Source organism: Chitinimonas prasina (assembly GCF_030160395.1).
GTDB lineage: Bacteria > Pseudomonadota > Gammaproteobacteria > Burkholderiales > Chitinimonadaceae > Chitinimonas > Chitinimonas prasina.
In genome coordinates this window covers 1,336,569-1,361,993 of record NZ_BSOG01000001.1, presented here as the reverse complement: position 1 = coordinate 1,361,993, position 25,425 = coordinate 1,336,569, and the positions used below count along the sequence as shown (strand labels likewise).

Below are 25,425 nucleotides of genomic sequence, written 5' to 3'. Positions count from 1 at the left end.
CTCAGCCCCCACGGGTATAGAGCAGATTGCACTTGGCACACACCGGCATCAGGCCGCAGCGCGCCAGCGTCTCCCGCTGCTGGCGAAAGCGCGGCCCCAACCAGACGGCCTCCACATCCTGCTGCGCCAGGTTGCCCATGCGGAACTCGGGGAAGAACTTGCAGGACACCACCTCCCCATCCGGGAACACATCCATGCGGGTGGCAAGCGACTGGCAGCGCTGCTTGTTCTGCGCCGGCACATCGCTGCCACCGATAAAGGCCGGCAGCTCGGCCGCGCTCAGGGACGGGTTGTAGCGCAGCTTGATGGGGCCCTGGCGGGCATCGAGCGCCGCCATGCCCTGCGCCAGCGCGGCCAGGTGATCGGCCGCCAGCCGGTAGTTATAGGAATACCAGCTGGGCCGGCCAAACACCTGGGGCGTACCAAAGTGGCGCTGGTGGTAGTCATCCATCCTGGCATTGGCCTCGTCCGACAAAAACCAGGGAAAGCTGACATAGACCGTACCCACGCCCTCCTGCTCCAGCCAGGTCACAAACTCGGCCATGCGGGCCACCATGGGGTCGGTAATCAGGAAGTTCACGGTGATCTCGCCCCGGTAGTCGCCCGCCCGCTGCGCCGCCAGCAGCGTGCGCAAGCCTTGCAGCGAGCGGGCAAAGCTGCCCTGACCACGGACGGCATCATGCTCGGCCTCGAAGCCATCGAGCGAGACCGATACCTCCAGCTGTGCCGACAGCTTCAACAGGCCCGGCAGTCGCTTTTCAATCAGGGTGCCGTTGGTACACAGGGCCACCCAGCGCGGGTCTGCCACCAGCAGGTTGACCAGGCCATCCCAATCGCGATAGACCAGCGGCTCGCCCCCCCATAGGTAGACATTGCTTTTGCGGGCACGGGTAGCAGCCAACACCTTGGCGATGACCGCCAGGTCCATGTCTCCCCCCTTGGCACCGGCCGGCAGCATGCGGTGGTAGCCCGCCTCATTCCACTGATAGCAATGGCTGCAGCGCAGGTCGCAGCGGTTGGTGAGCTTGAAGGCCACTTCCTCGGGCACCGGCCGCGCCTGTTCGGCGCCGGTCAGCTCGGCCCGCCGGCTGGCCAGGATATTGGGCGCAATGCGGCGCAGTTTTTCAAAGGCCTGCTGATCAAACCGCGGCCCCTTGGTCCTATCCATGGTGTTGCTCCTTGCTTGCCAGCGTGGCAGCCAGACAGGCCGACAGCACCTGGGCTGTGGCTTGCGGGGTATCACGCAGATACGATTCATGGTCGCCCGGTGCCACCCAGCAACGCAGTCGCCCGCCCAGCAGGGCCTGCCAGTCGCGCGCCAAGCCCGCCTGTTGGTTGGCCTGCGACAGCAGCAACTGCACTGGCAGATCCAGCGGCCTGGGCCGGTAGCGCATGGCTTGGGCAATATGGTTCGCTCCCTGGGCATGGCTGGACTCCTTGCCCGCCTCGGCCCGGCCCACCTGCGCCAGCTTGCGCCACCAGGCGGCGGCAATCCGGCCCTGGGTGAGGGCGACGTGATAGAAATAATGCAGGCTGCGGCGCGGACGGAAAGCCGGCCGCTGGCGGACATGCCCGCGCCAGGCTGCCCAGAAATCCAGCCAGCCCAGGCGTGCCAACGGTAGCCGCAAGCGCCACAACAAGCTGGGTTGCTGCCAGCAGCGCCAGTGCCAGCGCCGCCACGGCGTGGGGCACCAGCTATCCAGCAACAGCAGCAGGGCCACCGTCTCGCCCTGCGCCTGCAACTGCCCGGCCATCTCGTAGGCCAGCACCCCGCCCACGCATTCGCCCGCCAGCGCATACGGCCCCTGGGGCTGTTGCTGGCGCAGGGTGGCAATATGCCGGGCCGCTGCCTCGCTCACCGATTTGGGCAAGGGGCCGGCATCGTCCAGCAGCAGCCCGTAGACTGCCCTGTCACCGGCCAGGTGCTGCATCAGGCGGGCATACAGGGTCATCTCCGCCATACCGCCACGGCCACCGGGCAGCATGAACAAAGGCTGCCGTGTATCGCCTCGGCGTATCTCCACCAGCCCCGCAGCTCGCAGCACCGGCTCGGCAGCCAAGCGGCCGAGCTGGCCGGCCAGGCCTGCAGGGGTGGCATGCTCGAACACGGCAGCCAGGGGCAGGCGGCAACCCAGCAGGGTTTCCAGCTGCGCCACCAGCCGCAGCGCCAGCAGGGAGTGTCCGCCCAGGGCAAAGAAATCCTCGTCCGGCCCTACCTGCGGCATCCCCAACAGGTCGGCAAATACCTGGGCGATGGCCATGGTCTGCGGCCCAAGGGCGACTACGGCGGCAGCCGGCCTGGGCAGTCGCTGCAGCGCGGCCCTATCCAGCTTGCCTGTCGGCGTCAGCGGCAGGCTGGCGTGCAGCCACAGTTCGGACGGCTGTAACGGCGCCGGCAGGCGCTCCCGCAGATAGGCCAACAGCAGTACGCGCAAATTGGCCTCGTCCGGGCAGGCCGGTACCGCCACCACATGGGCCTGCAGCTGCTGCCGCGACGCCGCCGCGCAGACCAGCGCCCGGGCCACCAGCGGGTGGCTGGCCAGTACGGCCTCGATCTCGCCCGGCTCGACCCGGTAGCCGCGCAGCTTGAGCTGGCCATCAACCCGGCCCACAAAGGCCAGCGTGCCATCCTCGCGCCAGCGCATCAGATCACCACTGCGGTACAGCGGCTGGCCCTGGGCCAGCGGCGGTGACTGCAAGGCAGCCGCCGTGGCCTCGGGCTGGCCCAGATAACCCCGCATCAGGCCGTCGCCGCCCAGCCAGGCCTCGCCCACCACGCCACTGGGGACCGGTTGCCCCAGGCTATCCAGTATGTGCACATCGGTATGGCTCACCGGCCGGCCCAGCGGTATGGCGCCCTCGGTATCGGCCAGGGTCACGGTATGAAAGGTACTGAAGGTGGTGTTCTCGGTCGGGCCATAGCAATTGATCAAACGCCCAGCGGGCAGCCCTTGCAGGTAGCGCCGGGCATGGCCGGGCGACAGCACATCGCCCCCCACCAGCAACTGGCCAGGCAGGGCCAGGGCTGCAGGCTCGGCGTCCTGCATGGCCTCGAACAGGCCGGTGGTCAGCCAGAGTGTGGTCACACCATGCTGCCGTATCAGGCCGGCTATCTCGCCCAGGCTGGGGCGGGGCATGGGCGGCAGCACCAGGCGCGCGCCGTTGAGCAAGGCGCCCCAGACCTCGAAGGTTGCCGCATCGAACGGCAGCGGCGCCAACTGCAGCAGGGTGTGGCCCGGCCCCAGGTCGGCGTAGTTGGCACCCAGCACCAGCCGCAACACTCCCCGGTGCGGCGTGCATACCCCCTTGGGCGTACCGGTAGAGCCGGAGGTGAACATCACATAGGCCAGGTCGTCCGCCACCACCGGGCGCAACGGCGGCGTCTCCGACAGGCCAGCCAGCGCAGTGGCGTCGAGCAGCTGCACGGGTGCCAGCCCTGCCAGTTGCGGTGCAAAGCCGGCATGGCTCAACACCGCGGCCAGCGGCCGGCCGCCCAGGGCTGCCAGCACCCGGCCCGCCGGTTCATCCTGCAGCAGCGGCACAAAGGCAGCACCACACTTGAGTACCGCCAGCATGGCCACGATGTAGTCCACCCCGGCCGGCAGGCAGATACCGACCAGCGCCCCAGGGCTGACCTGGCCGGCCAGGCTGTGTGCCAGCTGGTTGGCGCGCCGCGCCAAGGCCCCGTAGCTGAGTATCTGCCCGCCGCAGACCAGAGCCGGCGCCTCGGGCTGGGCCTCGGCCCAGGTATCGAAGCGGGCCGGGATGCTGCTATCGCGGGGGTAATCAGGCCTGGGGCCACAGCCTTGCCGCCAGGCCAGTTCAAGCGCCTGTGGCGTCAGCAGAGGCAGGGCATCCAGGCTCAGGCCCGGTTCTGCCACGGCGGCCGCCAGCAGGGTCTGCCATTGCGCCAGCATGCGACTGGCCGCAGCGGGGGTAAAGCGGTCGCAGTCATACTCCAGCTGGCCTCCCAGGCAGCCATCGCGCTCCCATAGGGTCAGGCTCAGGTCCATCCTGGCCGTGCCATTGGCCACATTGTCGGCTGCTACCACCAGCCCAGGTAACGACCAGCCGGAAGGGGGCAGGTTGAGGTAGGCAAACAGGGTCTGCACCAGCGGGGGCACGTGCGGCTGGCGCGGCAGGGGCAAGGCTTGCACCAGCAGCTCGAATGGCATGTCCTGGTGGCGGTAGGCCTCCAGCACCGTCTGCCGCAACTGCCCCAGCAGGCCACGAAAGCTGGCCTCGCCCTGCATCTGGCTGCGCAGCGGCAGGGTGTTGACCAGCAGGCCCACCAGGCCCTGCAGTTCCCGCCGGTTGCGGTTGGCGACAGGCGTGCCAACCACGATGTCGGCTTGGCCGCCATGCCGGTACAACAAGGTCTGGTAGGCCGCCAGCAGCAGTACAAACAGCGTCACGCCTTCCTGCGCGGCCATGGCCCTGCAGGCCTGGCTCAGCACCGGCGACAGGTCGAACTGCACACAGGCGCCACGCCGCTGCGCCACCCCGCCTGTCGGCTTGTCGGCGGGCAGTTGCAGCGCGGCGGGTGGCCCAGCCATCCGGGCCAGCCAGTATGCCTGCAGTCGCTCCAGCGGCTCGCCCTGCAGCCAGCCGCGCTGCCAGGCGGCGTAATCGGCGTATTGCCATTGCAGAGGGGGCAGTTGTACAGGCTGGCCCTGGGCCAGGGCGCCATACAGCTGCCCCAGCTCGGCCATGAATACCTCGAACGACCAACCGTCAAAGGCCAGATGGTGGTGGGTCAGTAGCAGGCAATGCTGCTGAGCATCCAGCTGCAGCAGGCTGGCGCGCAGCAGCGGTGGCCGGTTCAGGTCGAACGGCGTGGCCGCCTCGGTGCGGGCCAGCTCGGCCAGCGCGGCCTCATCGGCCACCTGCTGCAGCGGCAAGTGAAAGTCTGTGGCCGGATGTATGCGCTGCAACAGCACGCCGTCGTCCAGATACAAGGTGGTGCGCAGGGCCTCGTGCCGCTCCAGCAGCAGAGCCAGGCTGCGTTGCAGCGCCGATGTATGCAGCGAGCCGCGCAGGCGCAGACTCACGCAGAGATTGTGCTGGGCACTGGGGCCGCTCAACTGCTCCAGCAGCCATAACCGCTGCTGAGCAAAGCTGGCCGGCAGCGGCCCACTGCGGTCTTGCCGTGCCAGCGGCGGCGCCTGGCGCTGCGCCTGCAGGCCAGCCCGCACCGCACCCCAGCGGGCGGCATGCCCCGCATGAGTGGCAGCGCTATCCGCCATGCTGGGCCGCCGGTGCAGGCAGGGCACCGGCGCCACCGTAATAACGGCAACAGGCGGTACAGATGGGAAACAGCTGGCCGCGCAGATGCTCGCGCACCTGCCTGAGCCGCTCGCCGCGCCAGATCTCCAGCAAGGGTTGCTGGTGGATATTGCCTATGGGCAGGTCGTAAAAGGAATGGCAGGTACTAACCTCGCCCCGCGCCGAAATCTCGGCGGCCAGCCAGGGCACGCCGCAGCGGCTCTTGCGGTCTACCATGGCCTGCCAGTTGGCCGAGAAGTATTGCCGGATATTGTCGGCCTGCAGGGTCTTGGGCTGGCTGTGGAACAGGATGCCACGCTCGGCACAGGCGTTTGCCACGGCCTGCAGCTGGGCTGTCAGGCTGTCGCTGTCTATACCGGCGAAAATGGCCGGATCGCGCGCATAGGCACGAGCACAGGGGGCACCCTGCACGCCGAATTTGGTCTTGAGCACCTCGGCATAGGCCTCGGTCTGGGCATGGGTGGCATAGCTCTGCAGCTCGATGCTGACGCAGGACAACAGGCTGAGATCGATATCCTGCAAAAAGAAGGACGCCACGAAATCGCAATTGGCCGGTGTCACCACATAGGTGATGCCCAGCTCGGGGTAGCGACTGCCCCTGGCCTGCTTCACCGCCTGCAGCTTGGCCAGCCCGCGCATCACCCGCTTGAACACACCACGGCCGCGTTGCCTGTCATTGATGGCCGCCGGGCCATCCAGTGATATCCACAAGCGGGTGGGGCCTTGGTCGACCAGCTGTTCGGCGTATTTCTCCAGCAGCGTGCCATTGGTGGGGAAGGCCAGCTCGCAGCCGCCCTCGCGTATGCGGCGTATCACCTGCCAGATGCCGGGGTAGAGCAGGGGTTCGCCGCCGAAGAACTCGAAGGTGGGCTTGCTCGGCAGGCACTCGTCCACCGTGCGCAGCACCAGCTCTAGATCCAGCGTCGCCAGTTTGTCCAGGCCATGGTAGGCGCCATTGTCACCCCACTCGTAGCACATGGTGCAGCGAAGATTGCACTGCTCCAGCAGCTGTATCACCACCCAGGAAGGGGCAGCCAATGCGTCGGACAACCGTATCATGCGGCTTGCTCCTGCAGCAGCCTGGCTGCATAGGCCTGAGGGTAGTCGGTGCCGCGCCCGGGGTGAGCCAGCAGATTGTGGTGCAGCTGTTCCAACAGGGCGGGATCGAAACCGCTGTCGCGCCAGTCCTCGTAGCGTATGCCAAAGCCCAGCTGCAGCCAGATGTCGGCATTGCGGGCCTCGGCATAGCCATAGGGTTCCAGCAGCACGACCGGCGTGGCCGATGCCAGCGAATCGATCAGGGTGCAGCCGCCCGGCTTGCTGACGATGGCCTGGTTGCGGCGTATCACGTCATACAGCACATGGTATTGGGCATGCCGCAGATAGAGGGTTTCACGTGAAGCAGTGACTTCGCCCATGGCTGGGAACTGCAGCTCACCGGCGGCATCGCGGTGCCAGGCCCGCCAGCCGGGCTGCAGCAGGAAGCAGGCGTCGCCGGGCCGGGCGACGGTGGCTTCCGCCTCGGTGTGGATGACGCGATCCAGCGCGAAGCCTGCCTGCGCCAGCGCCTCGGCCCGCGCCTGGTAGGTGCCTATGCCCCAGCCGCCGCCATGGACGGTCAGCCGCGCCTGCCGCTGCTGCCAGGGCAGGGGTGGGGCGCTACCCACGGGTATCTCATACACCAGCCGGCCGGCATCGCCATGCCATAGCCAGATTTCCCGGCCCTGGGCGGCGAGATCGGCATGCACCCGGAAAGACGCCGACATCTCGGCATCGATGCGGCAATGGTCTATCTCCAGCGCCCAGCCGGTCTGGGTTTGGTAGCGCGCCAGGATGGGCAGCCAGAAGCCTGACCACACCATGAAATGGCGGCAACCTTGCCGGGCCCAGTCCGCCAGCAAGGTCTGCAGCCGTTCGCCGTCGAGGCAGCCCTGCACGTCGCGGGCCATGCGGTGGGCCAGCTGCGCCAGGGCAAAATCGGCGTGATGTGCCTCGCCGTGGGCAATATGGCTTTGCTGGCGGCTGGCGGTGTAATAGTCCTCCAGCACCTCACAGCGCACGACCAGCCCCTGCTGGCGCAGGCGTCCCTGTATCAACAGGGCGGGGATATAGACCCCCAGCCCGACGGCCGAGGTAAGGATGACGGCGACCGGTGCACTCATGCCAGCCCCGTTGCCGCCTGGCGCCGTGGCATGTTCTGCAGAAAGCCCGCCAGGGTGGCGATGGAGCGCAGGTAATCGAACTCCAACGCGTCGAAGTCGATCTCTATGCCCAGGCGCTCCTCCACCTCCAGCATGAACTGCAGCATCTCCAAGGAATCGAGCCCGACCTCGTTGATCAGGTCGGCGGTATCCCCCAGGCTCTGGGCCAGGGCCGGGTCACGCTTGAGTTTGGCCACGATGGCCTTGATGGTTGCGATAGTGGTTTGCATGTTTTCCTCCGCCGTCCTGGCACGCTAGCCCAACTCGTCCAGACGGCTGTTCTTGATGGCCAGGCCTATCCCCATATAGGGGCCCAGACCAGGGTATTGCTCGGTGTACTCATGGCAGGTCCAACCGGGCAGCGCCTTGATCTCCTGCCAGACCTTGGCTATGCCGGGACAGCCGATATTGCTGATATCGTGGAAGGCAATCATGTTGGCGTAGGGCACCAACGCCGCGAACTCCCGCCGGCACTGGTTTTCCTCATGGTGCGAATCGATGAACACCAGGTCTACGGTGCCGTACTGCTGCAGCAGCGCCGTGAACTCGGCAGACTGGCTGTTGAGGCAGGCAAACCGGCTGCGCGGGTTGATGGCCTGGTATTCGGTCATGGCAGCGCAAGGAATGATGTCCACCCCCACGGCAAAATCCAGCGGCCGAAACCGCTCCAGCAGCGCCACCGTGGCCAGGTAGCTGCCGCCGTGGCGTATGCCCAGCTCCAGATAGGAGCGCACCTGCAGGCGGGCCAGCTGGGCCAGATAGGGGCCGAACTGGATGGGGTATTGCCAGATGCGCAGGCCCTGGCCGCAACTACCATGCAGTGCGGGCGGAAACTCCGCCAAGCCTTCGTCATTGAGGCCCAGCTGCGGCAGCAGCGTGACCAGATGGTCGGGCTGGGCCAGCCACTCGGCCGGCTGCTGCTGGATCAGCGCTAGCCTGGCCAGGTCTACGGCACGGGGCCGCAGGCCTTTGAGCAGGCGCCAGGCACTCTCCTGCACCGACGGTTGGCGTGCGACTTCATCCAATGCTCTTCCTCCTGTCTATACCTGATCAGGTCAGCGCTTGGGCCCATGCCCTGTGACGCGCTTCACAAGTCATGCAGTGATGGCTTGCATCACCACAGGTTTAGCGCCATGTTAGTTCATCGCCCAACTGGGCATAGTGAAGGACTTCACAGATGCGTCTGCCCGGCTCCCTGCTGCAGGACTATCTGGCGCACAGCGCACAGCAACTGCCCGACAAGATCGCCCTGGTCTGCGGCAAGCAGCGTCTCAGCTACGCCGAGCTGGCCCGCCAGAGCGACGCCCTGGCCCACGCCCTGCTGCAGGCCGGCCTGGTGCGTGGTGATCGGGTCATCGTACTGGCCGATAACAGCGTCGCCAGCGTGCTCGCCCTGTGGGCGGTGCTCAAGGCCGACGCGGTGGTCTGCCCGGTGAGCCCGCATACCCGAAGCGACAAGCTGGCCTACTACCTGCACGACACCGGCGCCCGTGCTCTGATGGCCGATGCCCCACTGGCCGACCAGCACGCCCCCCTGCTAGGGCAATCCCACCAGCTCGCCTGCGTACTGGTCGACGGCGTTGCCACCCAGCCGCTGCCAGGGCTATGCAGCCATGCTGCCGCGCTGGCCGCTTTGCCACCCGGCTTTCAGCCACCGGGGCAGAACCTGGATATTGATCTGGCCGCCATCCTCTATACCTCGGGCAGCACTGGCGAGCCCAAGGGGGTGATGCTGAGCCACCGCAACATGCTGGCCGCCACCGCAGCCATCAACCACTACCTGGGCAATCGGCAGGATGATGTGATCCTGGCGGCCTTGCCGCTGTCGTTCGACTACGGCCTGTACCAGCTGATCCTGGCCACCGCTGTCGGCGCCAGGGTGCTGCTGGAGCGCTCCCACGCCATCCTGCCGCAACTGCTGGCCCGCGCCAGGCGCGAGGCAGTCACCGCCTGGCCTTTAGTCCCCAGCGTGCTGGCGCTGCTGGCCGAAATGCCCTTGGACAGGGTCGGGCTGCCTCATCTGCGCTATCTCAGCAGCACTGGCGCTGCATTGGCGCCGGGCCATATCGCCACCGCACAACGGCTGTTCCCCCAGGCCCAGCTCTTTGCCATGTATGGTCTGACCGAGTGCAAGCGCTGCAGCTATCTGCCGCCGCAGGACTTGCCGCACAAACCCGACAGTGTGGGCCTGGCCATACCCGGCACCGAGCTATGGCTGGTGGACGAGGCCGACCAGAAGCTGGGGCCGGGGCAGGTAGGACAGCTGGTGATACGCGGTGCCACCGTCATGCGGGGCTACTGGAACAAACCCGAGGCCACCGCTCGCCGCCTGCGGCCCGGCCCCCTGCCGGGCGAGCAGGTGCTGTACACCGGCGACCTGTGTCGGCAGGACGAAGCGGGCTATCTGTACTTTGTGGCGCGGATGGACGAGGTGATCAAATCACGCGGCGAAAAGGTGGCGCCGCGCGAGGTGGAGCTGGCCCTGCTGGCACAGCCCGGCGTCAGGGAGGCGGCGGTCATCGGTGTGCCCGACCCCGTCTGGGGCCACGCCATCAAGGCCTATGTACTGCCCGCCAGCGGTGCCTTGCTGGATGTCGACAGCCTGCTGGCCGCCTGCCGGCGGCAATTGGAACCCAGCCATGTACCCCAGTACCTGAGCCTGGTGGAGCAGCTGCCACGCACCAGCAGCGGCAAGGTCGACAAGACGGCCCTGTCGGTTGCAGACAGCCAGTAGCTACAATCGCCCATCCGCCGCACCCTGCGGCAGGGCCGACTTGAGGTCGTATAGCACATGGCCGGGCTGACCCAGCGCCCGCAGGCCCGCCACGCCCCAGTTCAAGAACTCCGGCTGCGGCACGGCCAGCACCAGGGCGGCATAGCGGCCCGGTTGGGGTGGTTGGCTCAGGAGGCGGAGGTCGTACTGCCTGAAGGCCTCGGTGGCATCGACCCAGGGGTCGTAGATATCCACCCTGGCACCGCAGGCCTGCAGCTCGCGCACCAGGTCTGCCACCTTGGTATTGCGGATATCGGGGCAGGCTTCCTTGAAGGCAAAGCCCAGCACCAACACCGGGGCACCCGCCACGGCCAGGCCAGCCCGTGCCATCAGCCGTAGCACCTCGCCCGCCACATGGCGGGCCATGCCCTCGTTCACCTGCCTGGCTGCCAGCACCAGCTGCGGCGTATGGCCAACGGTGCGGGCCTGGTGGCACAGATAATAGGGATCGACGCTGATGCAGTGCCCCCCCACCAGGCCAGGCCGGTAGGGCTGGAAGTTCCACTTGCTACCGGCCGCTTCCAGCACCTCCACGGTATCCAGCCCCAGGCGCGAGAACACCATGGCTAGCTCGTTTACCAAGGCGATATTGAGATCGCGCTGGGTGTTTTCTATCAGCTTGGCCGCCTCGGCCACGGCAATGCTGCCGGTACGATAGACGCCCGCCGGCACGACGCAGCCGTACAGGGCCTCTATGAACTCTGCCGCCGCCGGGGTGGAACCCGACACCAGCTTGCAAATATCGGCCAGCCGCCGCGTGCCATCGCCAGGGCTGACCCGTTCAGGGCTATAGCCCACCACAAAGCCGGTGTTGAAGGAGAGACCCGATACCTGGGCCAGCAGCGGGGCGCAATGCGCCTCAGTCACCCCGGGGTAGACGGTGGATTCGTAGATGACGACCGCGCCCGCCGCCATGGCCAGACCCACCAGCCGGGTGGCCGCCAGCACCGCAGCAAGATCAGGCTGCAGCGCCGCATCCAGGGGAGTAGGCACGGTGACGATATAGACATTGCAGCCTGCCAGGTCGGCAGGCTGGCTGCTGCAACGCAGCTGGCTTGCCGCCGCCAGTTCGGCGGCGCTCACCGAGCGGGTGGCGTCGTGGCCCTGCTGGATGGCGGCCACCCTGGCGGCATCGGTATCAAAACCCAGCACCGGGAAAAACCGGGCAAAGGCCACCGCCAGGGGTAGCCCCACGTAGCCCAAGCCCAGCACGGCTATGCGTACGGGCTGGCCATCGGGATGCAAGGGGGGTAGGGACACGCACAGGCTCCGGTAGACGGCAGACAATGGCGCCATCCTAGCAGCCGCCCTGGCGGTTTGCCTGTGGGCAGGTTCACAGCCCTGCAAACCCGGCAGGCAGAAAAAAAGCCAAGTGTCCGGCTGGAACGCTTGGCTTTCAGTGTGCCCGCAGGCGACTGTGTTTGGGCAGCTTGGCCCTGAGGTAGGCATGCTGATCGGCCAGCACATTGCGGCCACTGAGCAGGAAATGCTCGAACCGGCAGGGTGCGTAAGGCACATAGATCAGGGGGCGGAAATCCTCCACCATCTTGGCGCCCTTGGCCTGGTTGCAGTCGCGGCAGGCAGTCACGCAATTGGTCCAGGTATCCTTGCCACCCCGGCTGCGGGCCAGGATGTGGTCACGGGTCAGGTAGCGGCGGGCAAGACGGCGGCCACAGTAGCCACAGGTATTCTGGTCTCGCTTGAACAGCAGGGTATTGTCGCGGTCGCTCAGCACCAGCTGATCCCAAGCCATGGAGGCCATGATCTCGCTGCCGGCAATGGCAATAATGGGCGCCACTTCAATGCGCGAACGGGCACCATGGTGGTTGTAGCCGCCACGGAACACGGCACGGGCACGGCCCAGTTCCCACGCCACCTTGTTCTTGGCGTAGTAGGTTACGGCTTCTTCGGGATTCAGCCAGGCATAGGGTCGGCCGGCGATATCGAGGGTCAGCACTTGCTTCATGGTCATGATGTCACCTTGGTTACATGTATCTGGTTTTCTCTGGGTTGGTATCGCGCCAAGGGCCGCGCGCGATATACGGCATCCGGGCATCACAAGACCCCACCCTTGCCTGCAGTGTAGTCTCTATGGCGCCATGTGAATCAATAACTTGCTGACACAGGCACGACAGCACCGGCCGGCCGCCGCCGCAGCGGAAAACCGGACGAAGCAACGGCAACCGGGCCACCGCCCGACACCTGAATATATCCACACAGGCCCCCGCCATGCCCGTGCGTGGCCCATCCCCATCTACCCCAGGCACCTACGGTGCAAGGGCATGGCGGGCCTCCCTTTCCACAGCCAGCCAGACCGTGGCGTTCTGGTAGGAGGCAGCCTGCCTCCCCTATCGGGCGCAGCACCCTGGCATCCGCCAGACGGGCGTGAGGGCGCCCTGGTGCTGCATGGATGTGTCTCCCCCGGCACACCGGCATCGCAAGCTAGTGCCTACGTGCAAGTTGCCGGGAGGCGAAGATGGCGACCCAGGAAGGAATCGAACCTCCAACCTTCGGATTTGGAATCCGCTGCGCTGCCAATTGCGCTACTGAGCCGGATATAGATGCCTGCAAAGGCAGGGTGTGGCCGAACAGGTTCTGACTACAAGGTCGAAACCTTTGCGGTTTTTTTGTCGAAACGGTCAGGTTCGAACTGACGACCCCCTGGTCCCAAACCAGGTGCGCTACCGGGCTGCGCTACGCTTCGAAGACAGATCAATATCTGGCACAAGCGCCGGGAGCGCCTGGCAGATGCCAATACGGGCGTGGGATTCGAACCCACGAAGGCAGCCTAAATGCCGCCCGCCTTACCAGCAGGCTCCCGCCGAAAATATGGCCGCCAAGGGTAGGGCGCAGCGCTGTTAAGCGCCGCGAATTGCCTCACTACGGTCAGCACTTTTTAATTACCCGAGTTGTATATCTACCTGAATTGGCAAGGGTGGAGGGATTCGAACCCCCGACCACATGGATCAAAGCCATGTGCTCTACCCACTGAGCTACACCCCAACAAAAGAATGACACCGGTTCGACGGCAAGGCAGGCCGTGCCAGTGCTGGCCGCGCCAATACAGGCCGCGCCCTACAGCGCGGGCCGCCAGGTCACCCGAGCCGCGCCATCTATCGTGGCCAGCTGGTTCTGCCTGCGTATCTCAACCATGCTGCGACTGGCCCTGACCAACACCCCGCCACGGCTCAGCAACTCGCGCGCGGCCTGCATGGCCAATGGGGTCAGCGGCTCGAAGGCATCGAGCGACGGCTTCTTGATGCTTGTGTGGTTTGCCATGATGACTCTCCTTCCTGCCGCCTGAATGGCGCGTATATGAAACATAAAATGGTCGAAACTGCCCAGTTGAGGCAGTAGCAATGTCCTTGGTATGGCGGCAGCGTGAGACTGCTACCCGAAGGGCTCCCTCGCGGCGGCGAGGGCGGGGGGTGTGGATACAATCAAGCGGGCACGGTCTGAGTTCTCCTTGGCCCCAAGCACCCGGCTTTGCCGGGTGAAGCGCAGCTCGCCGAGCAAAGCTGCATTCGGTCCATAGGCCGGGGAGACCGATCGGATTCGAACCGATGACCACCGGGACCACAACCTGGGGCTCTGCCAACTGAGCTACGATCTCCCCGAAGTACACGCGAAACTGGTACACCGTAGGAGTTACGATCTCCTCTGACTGGATTGAAAGCCCAGTGACCTCACCAGAAGTCGAACGGTGCGCAAAGAGGCAGGCTGGCTACCCCTTACTAAAGATGTATCAAATTCACGTAAGCAGCCTCTGCACCGCTGCCCCCAACCTGGCAGCCATCGCACCCGCGACCTTGCCGGCACAGGCAGGCAACAGCCAGCACAGAAGCCACTTACGTGAATGCGCGGAAGGTGGGATTCGAACCCACGGCCTCGACCACATTGGGTCGCGCTCTACCGATTGAGCTACCTCCACGCGGCTGCCCCGGCAACCACGCCATGCACATACTGGGCACAGGGGAGGGGGCAGTACGACGCCATGTTGTGAAAGATCGTTGCTGTCCGTATCCGATAAGTACCGGGAACAGGCCCCGCCGAGCGAGGGCTTTACTGCTGCTGGGTTGCGGGCCGGTACCACTGTCCGGCAGGCACGCCGCCCGCTTGAGGTGAAGGTTCATCGATAACTCCAATGCCAAGAAAACAAAAAGCCCGGAGTCCATTTGGAGCATCCGGGCTTGGAGCCTGATCGAGTGTTTCGATCCGTCGCTAGCGTATTCCTCCAGCGACCTGTGGGGTAAACCCCGGATGCTTCCTGTACACATGCCATGCCTGTTGGTACTGATTGAGCTTGCCCAGGCAGACTTCTTGGTGCTTGCGCTCATGGCGGGCGGCTGGCTGGCCTGCCAGCGTTGGCTTGGCGGCAAACGCCTGAGCCACGCTCTCCGGCAACCCGAGGCGAGCGGCGCCAGCGCCGGCCGCAACAGCCAGCCACGACGTCATGCGCCGGCTGACTGCTATCAGGTTGATGGAAAGGGTGTTCACGTTTGCAGCTCCAGTTCGAAATTCAAGTGTGCCGGCCCGCTATCGGGCTGGTATGGGATGCAGTATGGCACGATAAAAAAGCCGCGCGCAAGCCCCTGCAATCAATTTATTTCCATCTGATGCACATTTTTTTCACCAAAGGGCCATAAAGTGCGCCTGGCGACCCGCTGCGGTATGATGCGAATGTCGTAGTGAGGAACGACATGCATGCCAGATACCACCGATTCCGCCAGCACACCGGCCGGCCAGGGCTATAAGTATGGCCAACGCCGCCTTGCACTCAATGTCCGGGTGCTGATGGCCCAGCACGGCTACCGCGATATCTCCAAGCTTTACCGCGAGCTCATCAGCCGTGGCTGCGATATCTCCTATTCGCAGTTCAAGCGCATCGTCGACAACCAGGCCGAAAAGCTCAATACCAATGTGCTCGATGCCCTGCTCAATCTGTTCGATTGCCGCATAGACGAGTTGTTCATCACCCTCGATACCCCGCCGGACTAGCGCCTGCTTATGGCTCAAGTCATAACTTGTTGGTGAGGGGTTCAGCAGGCTATCCCAGTTTGCTCCCCCCGCCCTCACTGGCTTTCGTCAGCAACGGAACAGGCCGCACGCCTGCAACGATTCGAGCACTCACGGGCCTGTTGTACCCACACCGAATGTCGCCATCACTCACCCATATGGGGTATGACCGGCCTGCGCCCACTGCGTAGCATGCAGCCGGTCATATAAAACACCAAAGGGAGAGGGTAGTCAGATGACCGATCAGGCCAATGCCACCAATCAAACATTGTCCACGGCGCATGCGCTGCTGCAGGGCCTGCCTGCAACCGGGTTCGACGACACGGCCTTGCTGGCCTTCTATGAACAACAGCTGGGCAAGGTATCAGCCACCCCATTCCACGCCGAAGCGCTGGACGGTTACTGGCAGGGCCGCATCCTGAGCATAGCGTCCGATATCTACGGGCCAGGCACCCATATCTATGCCTCCTGCGGGCTCAGCGATCCCGAAGCCTTCTCCGGAGAGCGGGACGCCGGCTTGGGTTATGAGCTAATGGTGATCAGCCAGGGTCCCGCCGACTGGGCGCTGCAGGTAATCGCCCAGACCCTGTATGCCGAGGTGGTCAACGAGGCAGGTTTTCTGGAAATCGTGGAAGCACACGATGGCATGACCACTGGCGGACTGGATATCGGCGTAGCGGCGCCGGTCAACCTGATGATCACCAAGGCTTTCGCCCCGCTGCCGCAGACCCTGCAGTCGGCCGCCGGCCAGGTTGAGATGCTGGTGATCACCGTCATCACCGACGAGGAAGTCACGCTGTCGCGCAAGTCCGGCACGCCAGCCTTGCTCAAGCAGCTGATCAGCCAGGGAGTGGGCCAGCTCAGCGATCTGGAGCGCGTCCTGCCCAAGCAGGGCGGCTTGTCGCGGCTCTGGTCGCGTCTGACCGGCTAGGCGAAATAGCCGTCGGGATGGGTCAGGCAGCAGCAGTCTGGCTGCCTGGACCATCCTGGTTGCGACACAACTATTCACACTCGCCCCCAAGCAGGCGGGCATGCCCGCAAGCGGCTGCTAGAATTCGCCCCGACATGCCAAATGCATGCGAACTATCTGATAATCAGGGAGAAATACTGTGCAAGAAATCTATGAAGGCGGCCCCAGTGGCGGCATGGCGGTAAACAGCCGCGCCGAGTTCATCCGCTCCACCTATGTCCACCTCAGTGTGGCCATGCTGTCGTTCGTTGCCATCTCGGCCGTCTTCCATGTCGCCGGCCTGGGCCGCGCCATGCTGAGCGTACTGGCCGGCGGCAAGTATATGTGGCTGGCCTTCATGGGCGGCTTCATGGTGGTGGGCTGGCTGGCCACCCATCTGGCCGATAATGCCGAGAGCAACCAGAAGCAGCTGGTTGGCCTGAGCATCTACGTGCTGGCAGAGAGCCTGATCTTTGCCCCGCTGTTCGCCCTGGCGGCCGTCATCTCGCCTGCAGCCATCCCCGCCGCCGGCTTTATCACCCTGCTGCTGGTCGGTGGCCTGACCTGGACGGCCTTCTCCACCAAGAAGGACTTCTCCTTCATGGGCGGCATGCTGCGCATCGGTGGCATGGTTGCCTTGGGCGCCATCATCGCCAGCGTGATCTTCGGCTTCCAGCTGGGCATCTGGTTCTCCGCCATCATGGTGGTGTTTGCCGGTGGCTGTGTGCTGTACGACACCTCCAACATCATTCATCACTACCCCACCGACCGCCCCGCCGGCGCCGCCCTCCACCTGTTCGCATCCATCGCGCTGATGCTCTGGTACGTGCTGCGCATACTGCTTTCGCTGGCTAGCAGCGACGATTGATCGCTGCCCCGGCGGCATGAATGCCGCCGCCGCGGCAAACCTTTGGCGCAGCCCAGCCAGCAGGCTGGGCTGCGCTCTTTCCTTCATTGCATACCGATACATACATGCCGTCATGATCGATAAAATCAAAAGCTTTCTGCTAGTACCCGTCCTTATCCTCGTCGGCATAGGCCTGCTCTATAGCGGCGTGCAGGAATACCGCCACAGCAAGGCCCTGAATGATCACGGCAAGCTGGCTGAGGCCGTGATTGAGCAGGTTAACTGGTCCACCAAGCGTGGCCGTGACCGCAACTTCAAGGCCGATATCCGCTTCACCACCGAAGCCGGCCAGGAAATCGCCGGTTCGGTCGAGCTGCCCGATACGCAAGGCAAGCAGCTGCGCGACAGCGACGCCCCCGGCACGCTGAAGGTGAAGTACCTGCCGGAAGACACCACGGTGATAGAACTGGCCGACCACCAGGACAACTCCGCCGGTATGTTCGGCGGCGGCGCCGTGGCCCTGCTGGCTGCCGTAGGCGTGGTGCTCTACCGTCGCTACAAAAAGAAATCTGCTGGCGAGATGGAAACGGCTGCTGCCTGATCTACGGTAGCCAGGCAGAAAACAAACACACCGGCTCAAGGCCGGTGTGTTTATTTGTTCCCTTCCCCCCGATAGTTTCCCTTTCTTGAAGTACAGCGAGGCACCTTGCACCTGTACCCACATGGTTTTTTTTGCCTGGCTTAAGGCAATACAGCTGCAAAACAGAAGGAATAGACCGATGTTCGAGTCGACAAGAGATGCGCTAACCCTACCCGTCCTTGCTGTGGTGGGCGCCATCATGTTGTACCAAGGCTATCAGGAACGCCGCGACAACCGGGCGCTGGAGGACCATGGCGTAACGACCGAAGCCACCATCGAAAGTGTGGACTGGCAGACCATAGACTGGCGCAACCGGAACTACTCGGCCAGCATCCAATATGAAACCGAAAGCGGACGTTCGGTGCGGGCCTCGGTTGATCTATCCGACCGCCTGGGCAAGAGCCTGCGGAATCAATCTCCACGCGATATGGCGCCATTGGAAATACGCTATCTGCCCGAGGACACCCAGGTCGTCGTGTTGTCCAATCACGCAGATAGCTCGGATTTCCTGCTTGGCGTTGGCGCCGCCTGCCTGCTGGGCGCAATAGCCATGGCCATCTATCGCCGCAGCTGAGCGGCCCGGCACTGGCCGGCATGCCTGCGACCAGAATCCGGGGAGTGCTCCACAGGGGGATGGCTAACGACGCTTTGCGCCGCCAACAGGGTTTTGTTGGCGCGCTTAGTGCAATACCCCATCGAACAGGATGCCCACCACCAAGGCCAGGGCAAAATGCCAGCCGCTGATATGGCGGGTGCGCAGGGCATACAGCATCAATGCCAGGCCACATAGCGGCAGTAACCAGAAGCGCCCCAGCACTCCGATGGCCAGCAGGGCCATGAACTGGCCTACGGCCAGCAGGCCGTAGTACTGCTGCACCCAGCCAGCGCCAGCCCGGTTGGCGCCCTGCGGCTGGGCTGCAGGCGGTGTGGCGGTGGGGCGGCTGGAGGTGGTCTGTGGCACCGGGGCGGGCTTCGCGGCCTCGCGCGCTGCGGCACGCTGCTCGCGTTGCTGCTGGTCGGTCTGCTCCAACTGGGGCACAGGCCGTGCAGCCGGCAGCCAGATGCGGCCCGGCGTCTGCCGGCCTTCGGCGCTGGCCGAGCGGAAGGCGCGGCGATAGCCGGTGCTGGCGGGCGCCGGCAGTACCGAGCCCCACTTGGCGCGCAGCAAGGCGGCCCGCTGGCACAGCGGCTCGCCCTTGGCGGGATCCACCATGGCGATAAAGCGGGCATAGCCCTCCAGCGCGGCAATGACGTTGCTGTTGCCATTCCACTGCTTGCCCAGCGGGCCATCCTTTTCCACCTGGAACAGCGTCGCCCGGAAACGCCGCAGCGTATCGCGGCAGATGGCCGGCTGCCGGTTCACCACCACGCCGGTCACTTCCTGCCGGCTGGCAGCGCGCATGATGCGCTGCTTGTCCGGGTGCAGGGTAAAGCCCTCGTCGGCGATGATGCGCTTGACCCGCCAGAGCAGCCGGGCCAGGCCGTCGGCCTGGGGGGCATCGGCCGAGAAGGTCATATCGTCGGCATAGCGGGTATAGCTAAAGCCCAGCTTCGCCGCCGTGGCAGTCAGCCGCCGGTCCAGCCGCCGGCACAGCAGATTGGTGATGGCCGGGCTGGACGGCGCGCCTTGCGGCAGGCAGCGTTCACCCGTCTGCACATGGTAGCGGTTGCCATCCAGCTCCACCTCCTCGCTGGGCGTCTCGGTACAGATCAAGGCCAGCAAGGTCGCCATCTGGCGCGAATAGCCAAACGACTGGAACAGGCCCCGCACGCGCGGATAGGCGATGGAGGGAAAGAAATTCTGCAGATCCAGGTTCAGCACCACGGCACGGCCGACATGGGGCAGGGCGTTACCGACGATGGAGCGCCCCGGCACAAAGCCGTGCGCCGCCTCATGCAGTGGCAGCTTGGCCAGGATACGATCCAGCACCCAGTACTGGGCACGCTTCAGGCGCGGCATGGGGGCCGAGATCAGCCGCACGCCGCCGGTCTTCTTGGCAATGCCGAAGCGGCGGTAATGACTGATGCGCGAGACGCTGCGGTGATAAGCCAGAAAGCGCAGCTCGGCCAATGGCACACCCATGGCAGCGGCCAGCGCTTGCGGCCCATCAAGCAGCGGCAGCTGCTTGCTGGCCAGCCTGGCGGCATCGTGGCGCGCGTCATCCAGGCCTGCCGATACACCGGCGCCCAGGTAGACGATGTCCTGTTGCATGCGGGTATGCCAGGCGGTGGCACGCTCGTAGCGCAGCTGGGCATGGCGCTGGCGGGTTTCCTCACGGCGGCGCTTGGCAGCCGCCATGCGCTCTTTCTTCATCTCCAGCAGCGCGGCCTGTGGGTCGCGCACGCGGGCCAGGTTGCGGTTGATCTGTTGCAGCTCCTGGATCAGCGCGGCTTCCTGTTCGATCAGCGCAGCCACCTCGCCCTCAGCGGGCGAAGCCTGGCCCTGGGGCCAGAAGCCCAGGCGGCGCATTTCTTCCAGGACGACGGCGTCCTTGCTGCTGTTACGGATGCGCGCGATGACTGCTTCGCGGCTGGTTTGGGCGGCGTCGCTCATAAGGTGGCGCTACGCCGGGCAGGACAGAGGGGGGAACGCGATGGCGGGGTTCTCATCGAAGAGCCTTGTAGACTGGACTGTTCCACTCGAAGCCGTAACGCACCCCTAGCGCCATCGGGCTTGGCACAAGCCGCACCGTCATGGCGCTAGGGGTGTGTTACGGCCCAGTGAAGAGCAGGCCAGTGACGCGTGGGGCAGCTAGGTACAAGGACGGCGATCCACCGTCCGGGTTGCAAGAGCCACCCCGCCATACGCGAGCCCGAGTCTATCAGACCCGGCGTTTTCTCCTCAAGGTAAAGACTGGGTTCATTCCAAGCCGGCCCAGCATGGGCCGGTATCCGGTATCGCTATTGCGTCGCCTGGCCTGCACGCTGGCGGCCAGCCGCCAGTCGCGCGGCCAGCATGTGCTCGCAGGGGCCTTTGTAGAGCCGGTTGCGGACAAAGTAATCGCATTGGCAGCTGGCCTCCACCAGCCGCTCATCGCCATCCAGCACCAGCCTGACCGGCCGCTTGCGACCAGCGTCGTCCACCAGGGCCTCTATCACCCGGCCGGCCGCCTGGGCCTGTATCGCCAGCTTGCCCACTTGGCCGGCAGCCACCATGCCAGCCGCGCGCTCCTCCCGCTCGTTACCGTAACGCAGCTGATCCAGCGGCAGCGGCTCGCGCGACAGCTCGCGCAGCCGGTAGGCACGATCGCCCAGGTCGTAGACCACCCGGCCAGCCTCGGCAAACAGCAGCAGGCAGGATTCCGCCACCTGTGGGTCCAGCCCGGCGGCGGCACCCAGCTCGGTGGGTGTCAGCTTCCAGTGCTGGGCCAGGGTCTGGTAGACCTTCTCGCGGGTCAGTGCATCGGCATGCTTGCGAGGGCCCAGCAGGTCGAACTGGCCGGCGCGCGACCAGTCATTGGCGGTCCAGCCCGACAGCCCCAGGGTAAAGCGCAGGCCCGAGCCTTCCACCACCCAGAAACTGGGTAGGCCGGTGCCCAGCAGATGGACTTCCACCGTCTGCGCCAGCGCAATGAAGCGCTCCAGCGTCAGCAAGCGGCGGCGGCCCCAAACCCGTATGGTCTGCGGCTCGGTGGCCGTGTGGCTGGAACGCGGGCACACCACTTCCACGCCCCAGGGCTCGAACACGGCCCGCACCGGCTTACCCGGCTCCAGCTCGAAGCGGATGGCGCGCGGCCCGGCCTTCTCCTTGCGACGCCGTAGCAGCAGACAGAAGTTGTGCAGATCCATGGGATGCAGATGGAGCCTGTGGCCCGGCTGGGCCATGGCCGCGCTGACCTGCAGGAAGCCGCGCACCCAGCTATCGGGCACGTCTATCTTGTGTTCCACAAACCCAGGGTCGTCGCCGGTCTGGACGGTAAAACCCTCGGCCGCCACCGCCAGCCGCGTGGTCTTGTAGTCGCGTATCTTCTGGAACTCGTCATACAGCGCGGCCGAGTAATCGATATTGGTGGTGCCGCAGGCAAACTCGCCACGGTGATCAAACGCCTCATGGCTGCAACTGACGCTGGCATAGGTCGATTCATCGCGGCTGAAGCACTCGAAGAACACCCGGTCCGGATGCACGGTGATTACCGGATCCAGCATGATCCACAGGCTGCGATCGCTGGCGTAGATATGGTCGAAGTAGCGCTGCCTGGCCTTCCAGAAAGGGGCCAGCATGGCCTGCTTGCGCCGCTGCACCTCGCCCAGCTGGGCCTGCACCGCCTTGGCCTGGCCCTGCAGTTCGCCGGCCCGTTCCATGAACTCGGCCAGCAGGGCGCCTTCCTGCGACTGCAGCCAGGCCTGGTACTCGCTGTGATCGCGCTGGCGGGTACGCAGATCCGACACCACTACGTCATGCAAGGCCGAGATCGCCTCGCGGAAGGGCAGATGGCGATTGATGTCGGCCACGAAATGCACGGGCTTGCGCAGGGTGTCGGGCGCAAAGCTGATGCCGGTGCTGCTGGCATCGTTGCTGACCCGGCTCTCGCCGTAATAACGGTACTGAAACTCCATCAAGCCACCTCTCGCACAGCCGCCGCATGCACGGCCAGACCCGTTGCAATGGCGGGATAACGCCGGCGTATATCGTAAAGACCGGCGATGTACTGCGCCCGGTCGGTCAGGGCTACCGTCACGGCCAGGTGCTCGAACAGCGTGGCCACCTCGCGCGCGGCGGGCTCGGATGCGGCCGCCCGCTGGCGCAGGAAATCCAGCACCGCAGTCTTGGCTGCACGGCCACGGTTTACCTGGGCCAGCACGGTCAGGAAGTAAGGCCGCAGCCGCACCAGGGATGCCACATCGTCAGCCACCGCATGCTGCAGATAGTCCGCCACAAAACGCTGCACCTTGAGCGAAGGGTGCTGGGCCAGCGCCATCAGGGCCTCGGTATCGCTACCCTGGGCCAGCCGGCCGCCCAGCAGCGCACAGCCCAGGGCCTGCACATCGGCATGCTCGTGGTCGCACAGCTGGATCAGCTGCGCCATCTGCCAGTCTGCCGCCGCCACCCGCGCCTGCAGGCAGGCAATCAAGGCGCCACGGGCGTCATCCCAACGGTTGGCCAGGGCTGGCAGCAGGCCGTCCACGCCCAGCGCAGCAAAATTGGCCGCCATCATCGCCAGCGCCCGTTGCCGCACTGCCAGGGTCTCGTGGCGGGTCAGCCTGACCCACAGGCTCAGCGGCAGCTCGGCATCGCTATAACCGTCCAGCAACCAGCTACCCAGGCGCTGGGCCGCACGGCTGCGGGCTTCCAGCAGGCGCTGGGTGGTGTCATACGGCTGCTCACGGCTGGCCTGGGCCAGCGGCCCGGTCAACAGGGCCAGCACCTCGTCCTGCAGGCCCACTATGGTCTCGGCCCGGAACACCACGTCCAGCAGGCTGGGCATCAGGCCCGCCAGGAAGGCCGCATCCAGCCCGGCCAAACGCAGCATCAGCGGCTGCACGGCCTGGCGCACGGTAGCCGCCGGGCACAGGGCAAAGCGGGCAATCAACTCGGCCTGGGTCAACAACACCGGCTCGGGCAGGGCGCCCAGCAAGCGGATGGCAGCGGCCAGCACCCGCTCGTCCTCGCTCTGCAGCAAGGGGCGGTAACTGGCCGGCGGCAGGCTGCTGACGGGTTGCTCGTGGGCGATCAGCCAATCCATGGCCAGGCAGACTACCGGCACGGCGGCATGCTGAAGAAGCCCCTGCAGGCGGCCATGGTCCACCTTGCCGGCCGCCGGGCGGAAGGTATTGCTCACCAGCCAGGCCAGGTTGTCGCAGATAGGTTCCAGCGCCTCGGTGGCCGGGTCGGCATCGTCCAGCCAATCGAGCAGCCTTTGCACCGTGGCCTCGGCCACCCCCGGCATGGCCAGGGCGGCCTGGCACAGCAGGCGGCTCAGCTTGCGTACCCTGGCGGTGCGCGCCAGCAGCACCGCTGTGACCAGTGTGGGGCTGCTGGCATGGCCGGCCGGGTCTGCCTCCAGCAAGGCCAGGGCCGCATCGCAGATGGCTGGGTGGCGGCTGCCCACCAGCAGTGCCAGCCATGCCTCGCGCCGTTCGCGGTCGGGCTCGGCGGCAATGCGCTGGAACAGGTAGTCGTAGGCAAACTGGGCGGTGGCGGTAAATGGGCTGTTGAGCAGGCGGCGCCACAAGGTATCGCTGATGCCAGCGCAATAGGCCGGCTGCCCAGCCAGGGCACGGGCGGCAAAGCACTGCACCTGCTCGGCGCGGGATTCCAGCGCCAGCCTCAGCAGCAGATCGGGCCGCTGATCCCAACGCTCGGCCAGGGGCTCCAGCCGTGCCCCTAGCGTGACCGGCAGGGCCTGATCGGCAGCCCAGCTGCTGGCATGACGGTTGCCGCGCACCAGCCCACCAGGGCGGAACAACAGGCGGTTGAACAGGGTGGCATCGTGGTGGCGGTAATGGTATTCGCGCCGGGTCTGGTAGCGGCGACCATCCCATACGCTACGGCTGACTTCCATATCGGGCTTGGCCGCCGCATCGTCATACTGCAGCAGGGCCGCAAACGCCAGCGGCGGAAACTCCGCACTGCCGGCGCTGCCCAAGCGGCGCAGCGTGCGCCAACCGCGCTGTACCAGATAGCGGCGGGTGCGCTGCGAGTAGGCCAGGCGGCTGTCCTGGCGGACCAGCTCGTCGCTGATGCGTACCCAGCGGCCATCCAGATACCTGCCTTGGCCTTCGTAAGCATGATGGAAAGCGGCGCCAGTCTGCTCGAAGCGCCGCTGCAGCAAGGCCCACACTGTCGCATCGCCACGGAACTCCGCCGCCTTGTACAAGCGCCTGGCGGTACGGAAGCTGCCGGCCGCAAACGGTAGCTGCGCCAACTCATCCAGCAGCAACTGCCGCGCCAGCGGCTGGGCCAGCGCAACCTGATCAAGCTGTTCCAGCCACTCGGCACGCTTATGCCGCTGCCAGGTATCGGCATCGGCCAGCACCCGCGCCAACTGCGCCGGCTCACCCGCCTGCCAGGCCTCGCGCAGGGGTAGGGGCCAGTCACCCACCAGCCGCGCCGCATGGGCTGCACGCTCGTCCGCCGAGGCCAGTTGCAGCCAGGCCAGCAGCGCCATGCGCTTGACCATCTCGCTACCACCACGCCGCGACAAACCCGCCATGGCCTCCTTCGCCCCGGCATCGCCGCAGCGGCCTATGGCCCAGGCCAGGCAGTAATCCAGCATGGCATCGCCAGTGGCCAGCAACTCGACCAGGCGCGGCACGGCAGCCGCCACCCGCAACTCGCCCACACGCCAGACCAGGCGCGAGCGCTGCCGGGCCGCCAGCAAACGCCACTGGCCGTGCTCCAGCCGGGACAGCAAACCTGCCTGCTGCGCCGCCGTCACACCCAACGCCGAGGCATCCACCGCCGGCACCGCGCTCTCCAGGCCCACAAAACCATCATCGAGCTTGGCCGCCACGGTGCGCTCCAGCAAGGCCTGCGCGGCCGCCAGGGGCAAGGGGGAGTTGTTCTTGTGCAGCGCGACCAAGGCTTCGCCCGGCGCACCTTGGCTCAATACCACCCAATAGCCGCCGTCATCCGCCGGCGACAGCGCCAGCGTCAGCCGCAAGGGTTCGGCCCCGGGCCGGAAAAGCGCAATCGCGCCCATGGCCATATTGTGCGTAGTCAAACTACCCCCTCCCGTATTCGCCAGAGATGGTCGTAGCCATCGTGGCGGA

General features: G+C 65.6%; 19 protein-coding genes and 4 tRNA genes. 6 read left to right on the top strand and 17 right to left on the bottom strand.

Going from position 1 to position 25,425, the window contains the following annotated elements:
• Position 1: 1 nt before the first annotated feature.
• From QQK16_RS06305 to QQK16_RS06280, 6 genes are read right to left on the bottom strand one after another with little or no spacing between them, the layout of a single operon-like run.
• Positions 2–1,168 (bottom strand): radical SAM protein, encoded by a 1,167-nt coding sequence (locus QQK16_RS06305; RefSeq protein ID WP_284195574.1) that lies wholly within the window; start codon positions 1,166–1,168, stop codon positions 2–4.
• Complete coding sequence (locus QQK16_RS06300; protein ID WP_284195573.1) at positions 1,161–5,246, bottom strand: non-ribosomal peptide synthetase; 4,086 nt, start codon at positions 5,244–5,246, stop codon at positions 1,161–1,163. The genes QQK16_RS06305 and QQK16_RS06300 overlap by 8 nt, the downstream gene beginning before the upstream one ends.
• Positions 5,236–6,345 (bottom strand): radical SAM/SPASM domain-containing protein, encoded by a 1,110-nt coding sequence (locus tag QQK16_RS06295; protein WP_284195572.1) that lies wholly within the window; start codon positions 6,343–6,345, stop codon positions 5,236–5,238. Before QQK16_RS06295 ends, QQK16_RS06300 begins: the two co-directional genes overlap by 11 nt.
• A complete protein-coding gene (locus tag QQK16_RS06290) occupies positions 6,342–7,448 on the bottom strand; it encodes a hypothetical protein (RefSeq protein WP_284195571.1) in 1,107 nt (368 codons plus the stop codon). Before QQK16_RS06290 ends, QQK16_RS06295 begins: the two co-directional genes overlap by 4 nt.
• A complete protein-coding gene (locus QQK16_RS06285) occupies positions 7,445–7,717 on the bottom strand; it encodes an acyl carrier protein (protein WP_284195570.1) in 273 nt (90 codons plus the stop codon). Before QQK16_RS06285 ends, QQK16_RS06290 begins: the two co-directional genes overlap by 4 nt.
• Before the next feature lie 24 nt (positions 7,718–7,741).
• The gene (locus tag QQK16_RS06280) at positions 7,742–8,512 is read right to left on the bottom strand and encodes a class I SAM-dependent methyltransferase (RefSeq protein ID WP_284195569.1); all 771 of its coding nucleotides are present in this window, start codon (positions 8,510–8,512) and stop codon (positions 7,742–7,744) included.
• 152 nt (positions 8,513–8,664) lie between these two features.
• Here QQK16_RS06280 and QQK16_RS06275 point away from each other — a divergent pair, with 152 nt between their 5' ends.
• A complete protein-coding gene (locus QQK16_RS06275) occupies positions 8,665–10,221 on the top strand; it encodes a class I adenylate-forming enzyme family protein (RefSeq protein WP_284195568.1) in 1,557 nt (518 codons plus the stop codon).
• On the opposite strand, the gene QQK16_RS06270 is transcribed toward QQK16_RS06275, so the two are convergent.
• From QQK16_RS06270 to QQK16_RS06235, 8 genes are all read right to left on the bottom strand, one after another.
• Entirely contained in the window at positions 10,222–11,520 is a 1,299-nt protein-coding gene (locus tag QQK16_RS06270; RefSeq protein ID WP_284195567.1) for a nucleotide sugar dehydrogenase, read from the bottom strand.
• A gap of 136 nt (positions 11,521–11,656) precedes the next feature.
• On the bottom strand, positions 11,657–12,232 hold the full coding sequence (locus tag QQK16_RS06265) for an HNH endonuclease (RefSeq protein ID WP_284195566.1): 576 nt from the start codon (positions 12,230–12,232) through the stop codon (positions 11,657–11,659).
• Positions 12,233–12,737: 505 nt separating this feature from the next.
• A tRNA-Trp gene (locus QQK16_RS06260) sits at positions 12,738–12,813 on the bottom strand.
• A gap of 77 nt (positions 12,814–12,890) precedes the next feature.
• Positions 12,891–12,964 (bottom strand) — tRNA-Pro (locus tag QQK16_RS06255).
• 371 nt (positions 12,965–13,335) lie between these two features.
• Positions 13,336–13,539: a hypothetical protein gene (locus QQK16_RS06250; RefSeq protein WP_284195565.1), complete on the bottom strand. Its 204-nt coding sequence runs from the start codon at positions 13,537–13,539 to the stop codon at positions 13,336–13,338.
• A gap of 261 nt (positions 13,540–13,800) precedes the next feature.
• Positions 13,801–13,873: transfer RNA gene (locus tag QQK16_RS06245), tRNA-His, on the bottom strand.
• A 246-nt stretch (positions 13,874–14,119) separates the two neighbouring features.
• Positions 14,120–14,191: transfer RNA gene (locus QQK16_RS06240), tRNA-OTHER, on the bottom strand.
• 290 nt (positions 14,192–14,481) lie between these two features.
• The gene (locus QQK16_RS06235; protein WP_284195564.1) at positions 14,482–14,757 is read right to left on the bottom strand and encodes a hypothetical protein; all 276 of its coding nucleotides are present in this window, start codon (positions 14,755–14,757) and stop codon (positions 14,482–14,484) included.
• Positions 14,758–14,964: 207 nt separating this feature from the next.
• Between QQK16_RS06235 and QQK16_RS06230 the strand changes: the two genes are divergently transcribed.
• From QQK16_RS06230 to QQK16_RS06210, 5 genes are all read left to right on the top strand, one after another.
• Positions 14,965–15,258 carry a helix-turn-helix domain-containing protein gene (locus QQK16_RS06230; protein ID WP_284195563.1) on the top strand — a complete coding sequence of 98 codons (294 nt, stop codon included), beginning with the start codon at positions 14,965–14,967 and terminating at the stop codon, positions 15,256–15,258.
• Positions 15,259–15,511: 253 nt separating this feature from the next.
• Positions 15,512–16,207 carry a suppressor of fused domain protein gene (locus QQK16_RS06225; RefSeq protein WP_284195562.1) on the top strand — a complete coding sequence of 232 codons (696 nt, stop codon included), beginning with the start codon at positions 15,512–15,514 and terminating at the stop codon, positions 16,205–16,207.
• A gap of 178 nt (positions 16,208–16,385) precedes the next feature.
• On the top strand, positions 16,386–17,093 hold the full coding sequence (locus QQK16_RS06220; protein WP_284195561.1) for a Bax inhibitor-1/YccA family protein: 708 nt from the start codon (positions 16,386–16,388) through the stop codon (positions 17,091–17,093).
• Between the two features lie 112 nt (positions 17,094–17,205).
• Complete coding sequence (locus tag QQK16_RS06215) at positions 17,206–17,673, top strand: DUF3592 domain-containing protein (protein ID WP_284195560.1); 468 nt, start codon at positions 17,206–17,208, stop codon at positions 17,671–17,673.
• A gap of 178 nt (positions 17,674–17,851) precedes the next feature.
• Complete coding sequence (locus QQK16_RS06210) at positions 17,852–18,286, top strand: DUF3592 domain-containing protein (protein WP_284195559.1); 435 nt, start codon at positions 17,852–17,854, stop codon at positions 18,284–18,286.
• Between the two features lie 105 nt (positions 18,287–18,391).
• Here the strand turns inward: QQK16_RS06210 and QQK16_RS06205 are convergent, their stop codons facing one another.
• The 3 genes from QQK16_RS06205 to QQK16_RS06195 all read right to left on the bottom strand — a co-directional run bounded on the left by QQK16_RS06205 (position 18,392) and on the right by QQK16_RS06195 (position 25,376).
• Entirely contained in the window at positions 18,392–20,266 is a 1,875-nt protein-coding gene (locus QQK16_RS06205) for a reverse transcriptase family protein (protein WP_284195558.1), read from the bottom strand.
• Positions 20,267–20,613: 347 nt separating this feature from the next.
• Positions 20,614–22,269, bottom strand: a complete 1,656-nt coding sequence (locus QQK16_RS06200) for an SWIM zinc finger family protein (protein ID WP_284195557.1) — start codon at positions 22,267–22,269, stop codon at positions 20,614–20,616.
• A complete protein-coding gene (locus QQK16_RS06195; RefSeq protein ID WP_284195556.1) occupies positions 22,269–25,376 on the bottom strand; it encodes a hypothetical protein in 3,108 nt (1,035 codons plus the stop codon). The genes QQK16_RS06200 and QQK16_RS06195 overlap by 1 nt, the downstream gene beginning before the upstream one ends.
• Positions 25,377–25,425: the final 49 nt, after the last annotated feature.

Bases quoted from the DNA above. Each gene is read 5' to 3' on its own strand.
- QQK16_RS06305 (WP_284195574.1), bottom strand. From the start codon at position 1,168: ATGGATAGGACCAAGGGGCCGCGGTTTGATCAGCAGGCCTTTGAAAAA.
- QQK16_RS06300 (WP_284195573.1), bottom strand. From the start codon at position 5,246: ATGGCGGATAGCGCTGCCACTCATGCGGGGCATGCCGCCCGCTGGGGT.
- QQK16_RS06295 (WP_284195572.1), bottom strand. From the start codon at position 6,345: ATGATACGGTTGTCCGACGCATTGGCTGCCCCTTCCTGGGTGGTGATA.
- QQK16_RS06290 (WP_284195571.1), bottom strand. From the start codon at position 7,448: ATGAGTGCACCGGTCGCCGTCATCCTTACCTCGGCCGTCGGGCTGGGG.
- QQK16_RS06285 (WP_284195570.1), bottom strand. From the start codon at position 7,717: ATGCAAACCACTATCGCAACCATCAAGGCCATCGTGGCCAAACTCAAG.
- QQK16_RS06275 (WP_284195568.1), top strand. From the start codon at position 8,665: ATGCGTCTGCCCGGCTCCCTGCTGCAGGACTATCTGGCGCACAGCGCA.
- QQK16_RS06265 (WP_284195566.1), bottom strand. From the start codon at position 12,232: ATGACCATGAAGCAAGTGCTGACCCTCGATATCGCCGGCCGACCCTAT.
- QQK16_RS06250 (WP_284195565.1), bottom strand. From the start codon at position 13,539: ATGGCAAACCACACAAGCATCAAGAAGCCGTCGCTCGATGCCTTCGAG.
- QQK16_RS06230 (WP_284195563.1), top strand. From the start codon at position 14,965: ATGCCAGATACCACCGATTCCGCCAGCACACCGGCCGGCCAGGGCTAT.
- QQK16_RS06225 (WP_284195562.1), top strand. From the start codon at position 15,512: ATGACCGATCAGGCCAATGCCACCAATCAAACATTGTCCACGGCGCAT.
- QQK16_RS06215 (WP_284195560.1), top strand. From the start codon at position 17,206: ATGATCGATAAAATCAAAAGCTTTCTGCTAGTACCCGTCCTTATCCTC.
- QQK16_RS06210 (WP_284195559.1), top strand. From the start codon at position 17,852: ATGTTCGAGTCGACAAGAGATGCGCTAACCCTACCCGTCCTTGCTGTG.
- QQK16_RS06205 (WP_284195558.1), bottom strand. From the start codon at position 20,266: ATGAGCGACGCCGCCCAAACCAGCCGCGAAGCAGTCATCGCGCGCATC.
- QQK16_RS06200 (WP_284195557.1), bottom strand. From the start codon at position 22,269: ATGGAGTTTCAGTACCGTTATTACGGCGAGAGCCGGGTCAGCAACGAT.